Here is a 13,421-nt window from a genome sequence, read left to right on the forward strand (position 1 = left end):
AGGGAGTCGCGTCCACCGACGGCCATTAGGGTGAGGACATGCCAGCGAGCTATGCGTATCTCGGTCCCGAAGGCACCTTCACCGAAGTGGCCCTGCGCACGCTTCCGGAGGCCGCCACCCGGGAGCTGATCCCGTACGTGTCGGTGCAGTCCGCGCTGGACGCGGTGCGCGTCGGCGAGGCCGAGGCCGCGTTCGTGCCGATCGAGAACTCCGTCGAGGGCGGGATCACCACCACCCTGGACGAGCTGGTCGCGGGCGAGCCGCTGATGATCTACCGCGAGGTGCTGCTGTCGATCACCTTCGCGCTGCTGGTCCGTCCGGGCACGAAGCTGACGGACATCAAGACGGTCTCCGCCCATCCGGCCGCCCAGCCGCAGGTGCGCAACTGGCTGCGCAACAACCTCCCGGAGGTGCACTGGGAGTCGGCCGCCTCGAACGCGGACGCGGCCCGACTGGTCCAGGAGGGCCGGTACGACGCGGCCTTCGCCGGTGAGTTCGCCGCCGCCCGGTACGGCCTGGAGGCCCTGGAGACGGGCATCCACGACGCGGAGAACGCCCAGACCCGGTTCGTGCTGGTCGGCCGCCCGGCCCGGCCGGCGGCACCGACCGGTGCCGACAAGACCTCGGTGGTGCTGTGGCAGCGGGACGACCACCCCGGTGCCCTGCGCGACCTGCTCGGCGAGTTCGCCACCCGGGGCATCAACCTCATGCTGCTGCAGTCCCGGCCCACCGGGGCCGGCATCGGCAACTACTGCTTCTGCATCGACGCCGAGGGTCATATCTCCGACCGCCGGGTGGCGGAGGCGCTGATGGGCCTGAAGCGCATCTGTCTGCAGGTGCGTTTCCTCGGTTCCTATCCCCGCGCGGACATCCGGCCGGGCGAGGCGCGGCCCCGGCTGCCCGGAACCTCGGACGCGGAGTTCGTGGCCGCGGCCGACTGGGTGGCGCGCTGCCAGGACGGCCGGTTCTGAAGCGCCCCAGCGCGCTTCCGGCCGGTCGTATCTGCACATCATCGTTATCCACAGGAGTTATCCACAGGTCCGCTTCTCGACCTGGGGACAAGTCGACACGGCGGGGCGATGCGGTCGACAAATCGCCCTGGACGCCCCAGATGCGGCCACCGTCCCGCACGTCACCCTTCGTCCATCCGTTTCCTTTGGTTCATCTTTTGGGGCGACCCCTTTCCACCCGAAAGTGGGTGTCGCCCCTGTTTGGACCGGGAATTCATCAGTCCGGCCATAACTTCCGGAGTGATCAATTCCGAAATCCACAGAGTTTCCGCACAGCCTGTGGATAACTCTCCGGAGTCCACGGATTCCTGTGGACAACGGGCCCGCCAAGTGCCCCTCCCCCCAAGGAAATCAGGTCAACGGGAGGCCCACCGGCTGCCTCGTCCCAGGGAAGGTACGGCTCGGCTTGACCTCACGGACACTCTGCGCAATTGCCTCATAACGGCACGCACGGCGCGGGACGCAATAGTGAGTCGTGGCCCGCGAGCCCGCACCGGTAGCCTTGGCCCCGTGATTGACCTTCGCCTGCTCCGTGAGGACCCCGACCGTGTGCGCGCGTCCCAGCGCGCCCGTGGAGAGGACGTCGCGCTCGTCGACTCCCTCCTGTCTGCCGACGAGCGGCGCAGGTCCTCCGGCGTCCGCTTCGACGAGCTGCGTGCCGAGCAGAAGCAGCTCGGCAAGCTGATCCCCAAGGCCTCCGCCGACGAGAAGGCCGAACTGCTCAAGCGTGCCGAGCAGCTGAAGGCCGACGTCAAGGCCGCCGACGCCGAGCGCGACGCGGCCGACGCCGAGACCCAGCAGCTCCTGCTCCGGCTCGGCAACCTCGTCCACCCCGACGTGCCCGTCGGTGGCGAGGAGGACTTCGTCACGCTGGAGACACACGGCACCATCCGCGACTTCGGCGCCGAGGGCTTCGAGCCCAGGGACCACCTGGAGCTGGGCCAGATCCTCGGCGCGATCGACGTCGAGCGCGGCGCCAAGGTCTCCGGCTCCCGCTTCTACTTCCTCACCGGTGTCGGCGCCCTGCTGGAGCTGGCCCTGGTGAACGCGGCGATCGCGCAGGCCACGGCAGCCGGCTTCACACCGATGCTGACCCCGGCACTGGTCCGCCCGCAGTCCATGGCCGGCACCGGCTTCCTCGGCCAGGCGGCCCAGGACGTCTACCACCTCGACAAGGACGACCTGTACCTGGTCGGCACCTCCGAGGTCCCACTCGCGGCGTACCACATGGACGAGATCATCGACGCCGACCGGCTGCCGCTGCGCTACGCGGGCTTCTCCCCGTGCTTCCGCCGCGAGGCCGGCTCGCACGGCAAGGACACGCGCGGCATCTTCCGCGTGCACCAGTTCGACAAGGTCGAGATGTTCTCCTACGTCACTCCCGAGGACTCGCAGGAGGAGCACAAGCGCCTCCTGGAGTGGGAGAAGCAGTGGCTGACCTCGCTCGAGCTGCCGTTCCGCGTCATCGACGTCGCCTCCGCCGACCTCGGCGCCTCGGCCTCGCGCAAGTACGACTGCGAGGCGTGGGTCCCGACCCAGGGCAAGTACCGCGAGCTGACCTCGACCTCGGACTGCACCGAGTTCCAGTCCCGCCGCCTGTCGATCCGGCTCCGCGACGGCAAGCAGGTCAGGCCGCTGGCGACGCTCAACGGCACGCTCTGCGCCGTACCGCGCACGATCGTGGCGATCCTGGAGAACCACCAGCAGGCCGACGGTTCCGTCCGGGTCCCCGAGGTGCTGCGCCCGTACCTGGGCGGCCGGGAGGTCCTGGAGCCGGTCGCCAAGTGAGCGCCGCATTCCCGTACCGCCTGATCGCCACCGACCTCGACGGAACGCTGCTGCGCTCCGACGAGTCGATCTCGCAGCGCACCCGTGAGGCGCTCGCCGCGGCCACCGCGGCGGGCGCGGCGCACATCGTCGTCACCGGACGCGCGGTCCCCTGGACCCGGCACATCCTGGACGACCTGGGCTACGACGGGCTCGCCGTCTGCGGCCAGGGCGCCCAGGTGTACGACGCGGGGGCGCACCGCCTGCTGACCTCCGTCACCCTGGACCGGCAGCTGGCGGGCGTGGCCCTGGCCAAGATCGAGGCCGAGGTGGGCCCGCTGTACCTGGCGGCGAGCCGGGACGGCCTGGACGGCGAGGTGCTGGTGGGGCCGGGTTACGCGGTCACCGGCCGGCTTCCGGCGACGCCGTTCACGGACGCCTCGGATCTGTGGACCGCCCCGCTGAACAAGATCTACATACAGCATCCGGAGCTGGGTGACGACGAGCTGGCGGCGGCGGCCCGCAGCGCGGCCGGCGGTTTCGTCACGGTCGCCATGGCGGGCGAGGGCATCGTGGAGCTGCTGCCGCTCGGCCTTTCCAAGGCCACGGGCCTGTCGCTGGCGGCCCGCCGGCTGGGCCTGAAGGCGGCCGACACGATCGCCTTCGGCGACATGCCCAACGACATCCCGATGTTCGCCTGGGCCGCCCGGGGCGTGGCCATGGCCAACGCCCACGAGGAGCTGCGCGCGGTGGCGGACGAGGTGACGGCCTCCCACGAGGAGGACGGCATCGCGCTGGTGCTGGAGCGGTTGCTGGGCTGAGCGCCGCCCGGCGCTCGTACGGTGGTCACATCGCGCGGAGGATGCACGGATCGAACGTGCGCGGGGTCGCCCCCGACCATGGCTTAGCAAGCCAGTGCCTTACCACTCGGCCAATCCTCCGGGTGGGCGGCCCACGCGAGAGACACGTCGCGTGCTCGAAGCGGCCGCCCCGGGCTGTCCCCTGAGCTCTACGGAGGAGTGAGGATCACTCCGGAGCCCGCCTCGGACCGCCCTGTCGGGAGCTGGACGTACTGCCGTGCATGGACATCGCCCCGCTCCTCTCCCGGTTCACGGCGCCGGGACGTTCCCGGCGGACGGCGCACGACCACTGTGCCCCCGCCGCCCGGTCCGGCGCCACCGATTTAAGCGGGGGCGCAGAGGGCGGAAGAGGCAGCGGGTACGGCCGGAACGCCGAGCAGGGGGAGGCGGCCGGAGGTCACCGGCGGCGCCGTCCGCGCCGCCTGGCCTTGCTGAAGAACCACCCCGCCGGCGGTTCGTCGGACCGCCACGGCCGCGGCTCGGGCTCCTCGGCCCGCCACCGGGCGGCGAGCATCCGGGCCCGGGCCGACGGCTCGGTGGTCCCGGCGGCGCGCACGAAGTCCTCGTCCAGGACCGTCCCGTCCCAGACCTCGTCCCCGTCGCCGTCCCTGCCGACGTCCCCGTCCCTGCCGGCGTCCTCGTGCCGCGGGGTGTCCTGCGCCATCTGCGACCTCCTGACCGTTCGGCCGGGCGTGCGCCCGCCGGCGGTTCGTCCGCTGCGCCGAGTGTGCCCGGGCCGGGGTGAAGCCCCCGTCAGTACTGATCAGAAGTGATCAGTACTGATCGGGAGCACGGACGCCTTCTCACTCCTCGCCGGCGAGTGTGAGCGTCCGCAGCTTCTGCCCGGCGTACCAGGTGGCGAGGACGGTGACCGCGACCAGCAGCACCGTCGCCGTGGTCAGCCCGACGTCCGAGGTGACCAGGTTGCCGCCGGCCACCTTGTGGGCGACGGCGAGCGACCACTGCTGGACGCTCAGGGTGCGCGCGCCGGAGACCAGGGAGCCGAACAGGGCCTCCCAGACCAGGGCGTAGACGAGACCGAACACCACCGCGTGCCGGGAGACCGTGCCGAGCAGCAGGAACATCGCCGCGTAGGCGATCGAGGCGACCAGGGCGGCCACCGTGTAGGCGACGGCGATCTGCTGCCCGTTGCCGTTGAGGATGAAGCCCGCGACGAGGGTCGGCAGGGCCGAGAAAACCATCGTCACGGCGATCGCCACGATCAGCTTGGTGAAGATGATCGTGGACCGCTTCACCGGCTTGGCCAGCAGGTACACCACCGAGCCGTCGTCGATCTCCGGCCCGATCGCGCCCGTGCCCGCGATGACGCCGATGATCGGCACCATGGTGGCGAGCGCGAGCCCGCCCAGCAGGTCGGCGGCCGTCTGGTCGTCGGCGCCCGCGAGGCCCCGGACGACGACGGAGATCGCGATCAGCAGCACGGGCAGCGCGCCCAGGATGAGGGCCCGGCGACGGCCGAGCAGGGCCCGGTAGGTGAGCCGGGCGACTGTGGGGTCGTACATCTTCGGCCTCCTACGCCGCGACCAGATACGAGAACACGGACTCGAGGGACTCGTCGGACGGCGAGACCGTGAGCAGCCGGATGCCGTGGTCGCGGGCGACCTTGGGCAGCAGGGCGGTGAAGCGGCCGAAGTCCACGGCCTGGACGCGCAGCGCGCCCTCGGTGACGTCGACCTCGATGCCGGACGTCGAGGGGTCGGCGATCAGCGCGGCCGCGAGCGCGCGGTCGTCGCTGGAGCGCACCAGGTAGCGGTGCGGGCGGTCGGTCATCAGGCGGCGGATCTTGCGGAAGTCGCCACTGGCCGCGTGCCGTCCGGCGACGACGACCTCGATGTGCCAGGCGAGCTGCTCGACCTCTTCGAGGATGTGGGACGAGAACAGCACGGTGCGGCCCTCGTCCCCCATGCGCCGCAGCAGGTCCATGAGCTGCATCCGCTGGCGCGGGTCCATGCCGTTGAACGGCTCGTCCAGCAGGAGCAGCGACGGGTCGTGCACCAGGGCGCTCGCCATCTTCACGCGCTGGCGCATGCCCTTGGAGTACGTCTGGATCTTGCGGTCCTGGGCGTACTCCATCTCGACCGTCGCGAGCGCCCGCTGGGCGGCCTTGGCGCCCAGGCCGTGCAGCTCGGCGTTGGCGACGACGAACTCGCGGCCAGTGAGGAAGTCGTACATCGCCTCGCGCTCGGGGACGATGCCGATGTGCTGGTAGATGGCCTCGTTGCGCCACACCGGCTGTCCGTCGAGGGTGACGGTGCCGGTGGAGGGGGCCAGGAAGCCGCCCATCATGTTGATGAGGGTGGACTTCCCGGCGCCGTTGGGGCCGAGCAGCCCGGTGACGCCGGGGCCGATGGTCATGGTGATGTCGTTGACGGCGACCACGTTGCCGAACCAGCGGGAGACGTGGTCGATGGAGAGCGTGGTCACAGGCCCACCTTCCGGTAGCGGCGCAGCAGGAGGCCGTAGGCGGCGGCGATCAGGCCCAGGACGACGAGGACGTAGACGACGCCCTGCGCGTCGGAGGGCCCGGCCGCCCCGGGGGACGCGGAGGTCGCGCCGAGGAACACGGACTGGACCCCGTCGATGAGGGTGACCGGTGAGAACAGGCCGATCCACGGGATGGCGCCGGCGTTGTCCTGGTTCTCGGCGATGGCCTGGAGCGTGGAGACCGCCCCGTAGGAGATCGTCATGACGGCGATGACGGCGGCGATGCCGAAGCCGCGCCGCGGGGTGACCGAGGCGATGACCAGGCCGATGCCGGCGAAGAGCAGCGAGAGCAGAGCCACGGACACCAGCCCCTGTGCGAATCCCTCGGTCTGGTCGGCGAAGTCGAGCTTGGCCAGCAGCGCGCCGATGTAGAGCACCAGCAGCGGGGCCGCGGTGAGCACGAACAGGGCCGAGGCCAGCGCCGCGTACTTGGCGCGGACGTAGTCGGCGGTCTCGATCGGCCGCGAGAAGTACAGCGGCACGGTCTTGAAGCGCAGGTCGCGGGAGACCGACTGGGGCGCCTGCGAGGCGACGTACAGGCTGATGACGGCCTGCATGAGGATCGCGTAGCGGGTGTAGTCGACGGGCAGGTCCTTGGCCTTCGTGGCGACCGCGACGGCGACCATGATGGCCGCGGGCACGCACATCACCACGAACAGCAGCATCGGCAGGACCTTGGACTTCACCGAGCGGCCGAGGCCGTAGGAGCCGCGCAGGGACTGCGAGTAGAGCGAGCGGGTGGCGTAGGAGCGGCCGAGGCGGGGGCCGTCGTAGTTGCGGTACCCGATGTTGTGGATGCGGGTCTGGTCGCCCGGCGGTGTCCCGGGGGCCCGGGTGGGCTGCTCAACGGCCATGTCCGACCGCCTCCTCGCGCTGCTCGTCCTCACTGGTGAAGACCTCGGAGATGTGGTGCCTGCGCTGCTCCATGCGCACCAGGCCGAGTCCCAGGTCGGCGACGACGTCGCGCACCAGGTCGTACGTCTCCTCGCCCTGCGCCGTCAGCAGCAGGACGTGGCCGGCGCCCGGCAGACCGCTGCCGGCCTCGACGCTCACCCCGCGCGCGTGCAGCGCCTCGCGGACCGCGCGGGTGCCGTCGGGGTGCTTGTCCGTGTCGGTGACCTCGATCGCGAGCGTCGTGGTGGTCTGCGTGAAGTCCGTGGTGGAACTGGAGCGCAGCAGCTTGCCGCCGTCCACGACGACGACGTGGTCGCAGGTGCGCTCCAGCTCGCCCAGCAGGTGGGAGGTGACCAGGACCGAGATGCCGAAGTCGGTGTGGATCCGGCGGATCAGCCCGAGCATGTCGTCGCGGCCCACCGGGTCGAGGCCGTTGGTCGGCTCGTCCAGGAAGACCAGCTGGGGGTCGTGCACCAGGGCCTGCGCGAGCTTCACCCGCTGCTTCATGCCGGTGGAGTAGCCGCCGATGGGCCGGTAGCGCTCCTCGTACAGGCCCACGTGGCGCAGCGTGTCCGCGGTACGCTCGCGCGCGGCGGTGGGCGGCAGGCCGGACATGCGCGCCATGTGGACGACGAACTCGGTGGCCGAGACGTCGGGCGGCAGGCAGTCGTGCTCCGGCATGTAACCCACGCGCTCACGGATGGCGGCGCCCTCGGTGGCGACGTCGAGGCCGAGCACCGCGGCGCGGCCCTCCGTGGCGGGGGACAGACCCAGCAGGATCTTGATCAGGGTGGACTTGCCGGCGCCGTTGGCACCGACGAGCCCGGTCACACCGGGTCCGATGTCCACGGACAGCCGGTCGAGCGCGGTCACCCGGGGGAACCGCTTGCTCAGGCTTTCGGTCGCGATCACAGTCACGTCCACGACGGTAGTGACGCGGACCACCCCCGGGCGTCAGACCACAGAGCCGTCTTGACGTCAGCCCCAGGTATTACCCGGCCCTAAGGGATGCCCTGCCTGAGACCCACCGCCGGTCGTCCACAGCCCTTGATCGCCCTATTGACGCCGACTCTAACAACTGTCACATTCACCAGTGTCAAGTTACGGACGCGTAGCGCAGCCGACACGACGACGGGACGGGGCGGCATGACCACGGCAGTGAGCGGCGGACTCTCCACGGAGCTCGCCGGGTTCAGACGGGTGCAGCACCTCGCCTACGAATGCGCCGAGGCGGTCGCGGGCCGCCTGGAGCCGGGGGTGACCGAGCGCGAGGCGGCCCGGATGCAGCGCGAGTGGCTGCGCGAGCGGGGCGTGCGGGACTGGTTCCACCTGCCGTTCGCCTGGTTCGGCGACCGCACGGCGTTCGCGAACTTCCGCGTCCCGCTGCAGTTCTTCCCGACCGACCGCGCCCTGGAGCCCGGGATGCCGTTCATCCTGGACATGGCCCCGGTGCACGAGGGCTTCACCGCCGACATCGGCTACTCCGGCTCACTCGGCGCGAACCCGGTGCAGGACCGGCTGATGGCCGACCTGGAGGCGCACCGCGAGCTGATCCTGCGCGAGGTGCGCGAGCGGCGGCCGCTGCGCGCCATCTACGAGGACGTGGACCGGCTCATGGTCCGCCAGGGCTACGCCAACCGGCACCGCGCTTACCCCTTCGGCGTGATCGCCCACAAGGTGGACCGGGTCAGGCGGCGCCGCTGGTCACCTCATCTGTTCGGGTTCGGCACCCAGTCCCTCAAGGGCCTGGCCGCCGACGCCCTGCACGGCCACCGCGAGGGCTGGTCGCCCCTGTGGTCGCCGTACCGCTTCTCCGACCACCCGCCGCGGCCGGGGCTGTGGGCGGTCGAACCCCACCTGGGGTTCAGGGGCACCGGCGCGAAGTTCGAGGAGATCCTGGTGGTCACCGACTCCCGGGACCCCGTGCAGAGCGCCTTCTGGCTGGACGACGATCTGCCGCACGTGCGGCGCTGGGCGGAGGCGAAGTGACACTGAAGGGTGCGCGGGAGCGCCGGGTGCGCACCGGCGGGGTCGACCTGTGCGTGGCCGAACTGGGCGACCCCGGCCAGCCGACCGTGATGCTGGTGCACGGCTACCCGGACAGCAAGGAGGTGTGGTCCGAGGTCGCCGCGCGACTGGCCGAACGCTTCCACGTCGTCCTCTACGACGTCCGGGGCCACGGCCGGTCCACGGCGCCGCGCCCGCTGCGCGGCGGCTTCACCCTGGCGAAGCTCACGGACGACTTCCTCGCCGTGGCGGACGCGGTGAGCCCGGACCGGCCGGTCCACCTGGTCGGCCACGACTGGGGCTCGGTGCAGTCCTGGGAGTTCGTCACCGTGGGCCGCACGGAGGGCCGCATCGCCTCCTTCACGTCGATGTCCGGACCCTCCCTCGACCACTTCGGGCACTGGATCGGCGCCCGCGTGAAGCGCCCCACGCCCGGCCGGGTGGGCCAGCTCCTCGGCCAGGGCGCCAGGTCCTGGTACGTCTACCTGCTGCACACCCCCGCCCTGCCGGAGCTGGCCTGGCGCGGCCCGCTCGGCAGGCGCTGGCCCAGGATCCTCCAGCGCTCCGAGAAGGTGCCCGCGGGCGACTACCCGACCTCGTCCCTGCCCTCCGACGCGGCACACGGCGCCTGGCTGTACCGGGACAACGTCCGCGCCCGGCTGCGCAGACCACGACCCGACGCTTACGCGCACGCGCCCGTGCAGCTCATCACACCCCTGGACGACGCGTTCCTGTCGGAGCGGCTCTACGACGACCTGGAGCAGTGGGTGCCGCGGCTGACCCGCCGCACGCTCCCCGCCCGGCACTGGATCCCGCGCACCCGCCCCGACCAGGTGTCCGCCTGGATCGAGGAGTTCGTGACGTCCGTGGAGGGCGGCCGCCCCGCTCCGGTGGCCGACGGCCGGCACGGTGACCGCTTCGGCGGACAGCTCGTCCTGGTCACCGGCGCGGGCAGCGGCATCGGGCGGGCCACGGCGTTCGCGTTCGCCGAGGCCGGCGCGCGCGTGGTGGCCGTCGACCGCGACGCCGAGGCCGCCGCCCGCACCGCCGAGCTGTCCCGGCTGATCGGCGCCGCCGACGCCTGGGCGGAGACGGCGGACGTCTCCGACGAGCACGCCATGGAGAAGCTCGCCGAGCGGGTGCACCGCGACCACGGCGTGCTCGACGTCCTGGTCAACAACGCGGGGATCGGCCTGTCGGGCTCCTTCTTCACCACGACCACCGAGGACTGGCGCAGGGTCCTGGACGTCAACCTGTGGGGCGTGATCCACGGCTGCCGTCTCTTCGGCGCGCGGATGGCCGAGCGCGGCCAGGGCGGCCACATCGTCAACATCGCCTCGGCGGCGGCCTATCAGCCCTCACGGGCCCTGCCCGCCTACAGCACCTCCAAGGCCGCCGTCCTGATGCTCTCCGAGTGCCTGCGCGCCGAACTCGCCGGGCAGGACATCGGCGTCACGGCGATCTGCCCCGGCATCGTCAACACCAACATCACCGCGACGGCCCGCTTCACCGGCGTCGACGAGGCCGAGGAGAGCCGCCGCCGGCAGCGCTCGGCCCGCCTGTACGGCCTGCGCAACTACCCGCCGGAGAAGGTCGCCAAGGCTGTTCTCGATGCGGTCGCGCACAACAGGGCGGTCGTCCCGGTGACACCCGAGGCGCGCGGTGCGCATCTCATGTCGCGTCTGCTGCCGGGGGTGTTGCGCCGGGTGGCCCGGGTGGAGCCCCGGTTGTGAACGGCGAACCGGCCCGCCCCGCGGACCCGTCGGCGAGACGGGCCTACCGCATCGAGGACCTCGCGCACCGCACCGGCGCCACCGTCCGGACCATCCGCGCCTACCAGGACAAGGGACTCCTCCCCCGCCCGGAACGGCAGGGCCGCGCCAACCTGTACTCCGACGTCCACGTCACCCGGCTCCAGCAGATCGGCCACCTGCTGGAGCGCGGCTACACCCTGGCCTCGATCAGGGAACTGCTGGACGCCTGGGACACCGGCCGGGGCCTCGGCGGTGTGCTCGGACTGGTCACCGAGGTGGAGGGCCCCTGGACCGACGAGGAACCGGTCCGGGTCACCCGCGCGGAGCTGGAAGCCCGCTTCGGCGGCACCCCCGACGAGGACGCCGTGGCCGAGGCGGTCGACCTCGGCGTGCTGGAACCGGTCGACGGCGACCCCGACACCTTCCTCGTGCCGAGCCCCCAGGAACTCGCTGTGGCAGCGGAGTTGCACGCGGCGGGCGTACCGCTGTCCGCGATCTCGGCCCATCTGCGGGAGTTGAGGGGACAGGTGGAGCACATCGCCACCCGTTTCCTGGAGTTCACCACCGAGCACGTCTTCGGGCGCTACCTCGACGATCCGGCCCACCGCACCGACGCGCACGCGGCCGAAGCGGCCGGCCTGGTGCGCCGGCTGAGGCCCCTGGCGCGGCAGACCGTGGACGCCGAACTGGCCCGCGCGATGCGCGTGTTCGCGGTACGGCAGCTGCGCACGCGCCTCGGCGGCGAGACGGGGCCCGAGCCGCTTGCCGGGACACGCGCGGTCGAACTCCCCGCCGAGACGATCAGCGCTGTGGAACGCCTGGTTGGCGACGGACAGGTCGCCACGTTCGTGGCACTCGCCGCCGAACGCGAGATACGCGCACGCGCGTTGGACGCACTGACGTCACGCGAGACCCCTCGCACTTGAGTTGACGAACCTGACTGTCCTGACGCGTAGTTGTCCACAGTTCACCCAACGAGCCTGTGGATAACAGCACTTGCCTGTGGATCAAACCTGCCCGCGGAAAATGGCCTGCGTGATCCGCGTCTCTCCCGCACGCTGGAGGGATGGACGAAAGACGCACCGTGAAGGTGTCGAAGTACCTCTCCAAGCACCTGCGCCACCAGCCGGAGCGCATCGGCCTCACGCTGGACGAGGGCGGCTGGACGGAGATCGACACGCTGATCGCGGCGGCCGCCGCGCACGGGTTCCGGTTCACCCGCGAGGAACTCGACCACGTGGTGGCCGCCAACGACAAGCAGCGCTTCGCGATCGAGGGCACGAGGATCCGCGCCAGCCAGGGGCACAGCGTCGAGGTCGACCTCGGCCTGCCGCCGGCGACCCCGCCGCCGTACCTGTACCACGGCACCGTGGCGCGCAGCCTGGACGCGATCCGCGCCGCGGGCCTCAAGCCCATGAGCAGGCACGACGTGCACCTCTCGGCCGACCGGGAGACCGCGAACCGGGTCGGCGCGCGCCGTGGCCGCCCCGTCGTGCTCACCGTGGACGCCGGCGCCATGCACCGCGACGGCCACGTCTTCCACGTCAGCGCGAACGGGGTGTGGCTCACGGCGGCCGTCCCGGCGCGCTATCTGCGGTTCCCCGGCCCGCACTGACGGTGTCCCCAGGGGCGCGCGAGGTGACCGTTTTCGGCCAATGCCGACGGTCCCCCGTACCCTCGTCCGCATGAGTCTGCGTCTGAGCACCGTGATCCTGCCGTACCGCCGCTGGAACGAGGGCGGCCGTTCGGCCTGGGTGCGGGCCGAGCAGCTCGGCTTCCACACCGCCTACACCTACGACCACCTGTCCTGGCGCAGCTTCCGCGACGGCCCGTGGTTCGGCGCCGTGCCGACGCTGACCGCCGCCGCGGCCGCCACCGAGCGGCTCCGCCTGGGCACGCTGGTCACCTCCCCGAACTTCCGGCACCCGGTGACCCTCGCCAAGGAACTGATCTCGCTGGACGACATCTCCGGCGGCCGCGTCACCCTGGGCATCGGCGCCGGCGGCACCGGATTCGACGCGACGGCCCTCGGCCAGGAGCCCTGGACCCCCCGGGAGCGCGCGGACCGCCTCGCCGAGTTCGTGCCGCTGCTCGACCGGCTGCTCACCGAGGACGCGGTGACGTACGAGGGCCGGTTCTACTCGGCACACGAGGCGCGCAACATCCCCGGCTGTGTGCAGCGGCCCCGGCTGCCCTTCGCCGTGGCGGCCACCGGCCCGCGCGGTCTGCGGCTCGCCGCGCGCCATGGCCAGGCCTGGGTGACCACGGGCGACCCGAAGCTGTACGAGAACGGCACCCCCGAGCAGTCCGTCGAGGCCCTGCGCGGACAGCTGGCGAAGCTGTCCGAGGCCTGCGGCCCGGTCGGCCGGGACGTGGCGGAACTGGACAAGATCCTGCTCACCGGCTTCACCCCGGACCGCGGCCGGCCGCTCGAGTCCCTGGACGCCTTCGTGGACTTCGCCGGCCGCCACCAGGAGCTGGGCTTCACCGAGATCGTCGTCCACTGGCCCATCCCGGACTCCGACTTCGCCGCGGACGAGAAGGTCTTCGAGCGGATCGCCATGGACGCGCTCGCCCAGCTGACCTGATCCGGCGGCGGACGTCGTCCGTCGGCCATCCGCGGT

General features: G+C 71.6%; 13 protein-coding genes and 1 tRNA gene. 8 read left to right on the forward strand and 6 right to left on the reverse strand.

The window, feature by feature from the left end:
* Positions 1-38: 38 nt before the first annotated feature.
* The 3 genes from pheA (at position 39) to B446_RS18880 (ending at position 3,598) form a co-directional block, all read left to right on the forward strand.
* Entirely contained in the window at positions 39-971 is a 933-nt protein-coding gene (pheA, locus tag B446_RS18870; RefSeq protein ID WP_043475971.1) for a prephenate dehydratase, read from the forward strand.
* A 549-nt stretch (positions 972-1,520) separates the two neighbouring features.
* The gene (gene serS, locus B446_RS18875) at positions 1,521-2,798 is read left to right on the forward strand and encodes a serine--tRNA ligase (protein WP_020941037.1); all 1,278 of its coding nucleotides are present in this window, start codon (positions 1,521-1,523) and stop codon (positions 2,796-2,798) included.
* A complete protein-coding gene (locus tag B446_RS18880) occupies positions 2,795-3,598 on the forward strand; it encodes an HAD family hydrolase (protein WP_020941038.1) in 804 nt (267 codons plus the stop codon). The genes serS and B446_RS18880 overlap by 4 nt, the downstream gene beginning before the upstream one ends.
* A 35-nt stretch (positions 3,599-3,633) precedes the next feature.
* On the opposite strand, the gene B446_RS18885 is transcribed toward B446_RS18880, so the two are convergent.
* The 6 genes from B446_RS18885 to B446_RS18910 form a co-directional block, all read right to left on the reverse strand.
* Positions 3,634-3,718: transfer RNA gene (locus B446_RS18885), tRNA-Ser, on the reverse strand.
* Between the two features lie 316 nt (positions 3,719-4,034).
* On the reverse strand, positions 4,035-4,301 hold the full coding sequence (locus tag B446_RS18890; protein ID WP_020941039.1) for a hypothetical protein: 267 nt from the start codon (positions 4,299-4,301) through the stop codon (positions 4,035-4,037).
* A 139-nt stretch (positions 4,302-4,440) separates the two neighbouring features.
* Positions 4,441-5,160 (reverse strand): ABC transporter permease, encoded by a 720-nt coding sequence (locus B446_RS18895; RefSeq protein ID WP_020941040.1) that lies wholly within the window; start codon positions 5,158-5,160, stop codon positions 4,441-4,443.
* 10 nt (positions 5,161-5,170) lie between these two features.
* The gene (locus tag B446_RS18900) at positions 5,171-6,082 is read right to left on the reverse strand and encodes an ABC transporter ATP-binding protein (protein WP_020941041.1); all 912 of its coding nucleotides are present in this window, start codon (positions 6,080-6,082) and stop codon (positions 5,171-5,173) included.
* Complete coding sequence (locus B446_RS18905) at positions 6,079-6,996, reverse strand: integral membrane protein (RefSeq protein ID WP_020941042.1); 918 nt, start codon at positions 6,994-6,996, stop codon at positions 6,079-6,081. Before B446_RS18905 ends, B446_RS18900 begins: the two co-directional genes overlap by 4 nt.
* On the reverse strand, positions 6,986-7,948 hold the full coding sequence (locus tag B446_RS18910; RefSeq protein ID WP_020941043.1) for an ABC transporter ATP-binding protein: 963 nt from the start codon (positions 7,946-7,948) through the stop codon (positions 6,986-6,988). Before B446_RS18910 ends, B446_RS18905 begins: the two co-directional genes overlap by 11 nt.
* Before the next feature lie 234 nt (positions 7,949-8,182).
* On the opposite strand from B446_RS18910, the gene B446_RS18915 reads away from it, so the two are divergent.
* The 5 genes from B446_RS18915 to B446_RS18935 all read left to right on the forward strand — a co-directional run bounded on the left by B446_RS18915 (position 8,183) and on the right by B446_RS18935 (position 13,385).
* Entirely contained in the window at positions 8,183-9,025 is an 843-nt protein-coding gene (locus B446_RS18915) for a M24 family metallopeptidase (protein ID WP_020941044.1), read from the forward strand.
* The gene (locus B446_RS18920; RefSeq protein WP_020941045.1) at positions 9,022-10,776 is read left to right on the forward strand and encodes an SDR family oxidoreductase; all 1,755 of its coding nucleotides are present in this window, start codon (positions 9,022-9,024) and stop codon (positions 10,774-10,776) included. The genes B446_RS18915 and B446_RS18920 overlap by 4 nt, the downstream gene beginning before the upstream one ends.
* Positions 10,773-11,723 carry a MerR family transcriptional regulator gene (locus B446_RS18925; RefSeq protein WP_020941046.1) on the forward strand — a complete coding sequence of 317 codons (951 nt, stop codon included), beginning with the start codon at positions 10,773-10,775 and terminating at the stop codon, positions 11,721-11,723. The genes B446_RS18920 and B446_RS18925 overlap by 4 nt, the downstream gene beginning before the upstream one ends.
* 140 nt (positions 11,724-11,863) lie before the next feature.
* A complete protein-coding gene (locus B446_RS18930) occupies positions 11,864-12,412 on the forward strand; it encodes an RNA 2'-phosphotransferase (RefSeq protein ID WP_020941047.1) in 549 nt (182 codons plus the stop codon).
* 70 nt (positions 12,413-12,482) lie between these two features.
* The gene (locus B446_RS18935) at positions 12,483-13,385 is read left to right on the forward strand and encodes an LLM class flavin-dependent oxidoreductase (protein ID WP_193384473.1); all 903 of its coding nucleotides are present in this window, start codon (positions 12,483-12,485) and stop codon (positions 13,383-13,385) included.
* Positions 13,386-13,421 lie beyond the last annotated feature (36 nt).

Origin of the sequence: Streptomyces collinus Tu 365, from assembly GCF_000444875.1 — a bacterium.
Classification (GTDB): Bacteria; Actinomycetota; Actinomycetes; order Streptomycetales; family Streptomycetaceae; genus Streptomyces; species Streptomyces collinus_A.

Bases quoted from the DNA above. Each gene is read 5' to 3' on its own strand.
- pheA (WP_043475971.1), top strand. From the start codon at position 39: ATGCCAGCGAGCTATGCGTATCTCGGTCCCGAAGGCACCTTCACCGAA.
- B446_RS18890 (WP_020941039.1), bottom strand. From the start codon at position 4,301: ATGGCGCAGGACACCCCGCGGCACGAGGACGCCGGCAGGGACGGGGAC.
- B446_RS18895 (WP_020941040.1), bottom strand. From the start codon at position 5,160: ATGTACGACCCCACAGTCGCCCGGCTCACCTACCGGGCCCTGCTCGGC.
- B446_RS18905 (WP_020941042.1), bottom strand. From the start codon at position 6,996: ATGGCCGTTGAGCAGCCCACCCGGGCCCCCGGGACACCGCCGGGCGAC.
- B446_RS18915 (WP_020941044.1), top strand. From the start codon at position 8,183: ATGACCACGGCAGTGAGCGGCGGACTCTCCACGGAGCTCGCCGGGTTC.
- B446_RS18930 (WP_020941047.1), top strand. From the start codon at position 11,864: ATGGACGAAAGACGCACCGTGAAGGTGTCGAAGTACCTCTCCAAGCAC.
- B446_RS18935 (WP_193384473.1), top strand. From the start codon at position 12,483: ATGAGTCTGCGTCTGAGCACCGTGATCCTGCCGTACCGCCGCTGGAAC.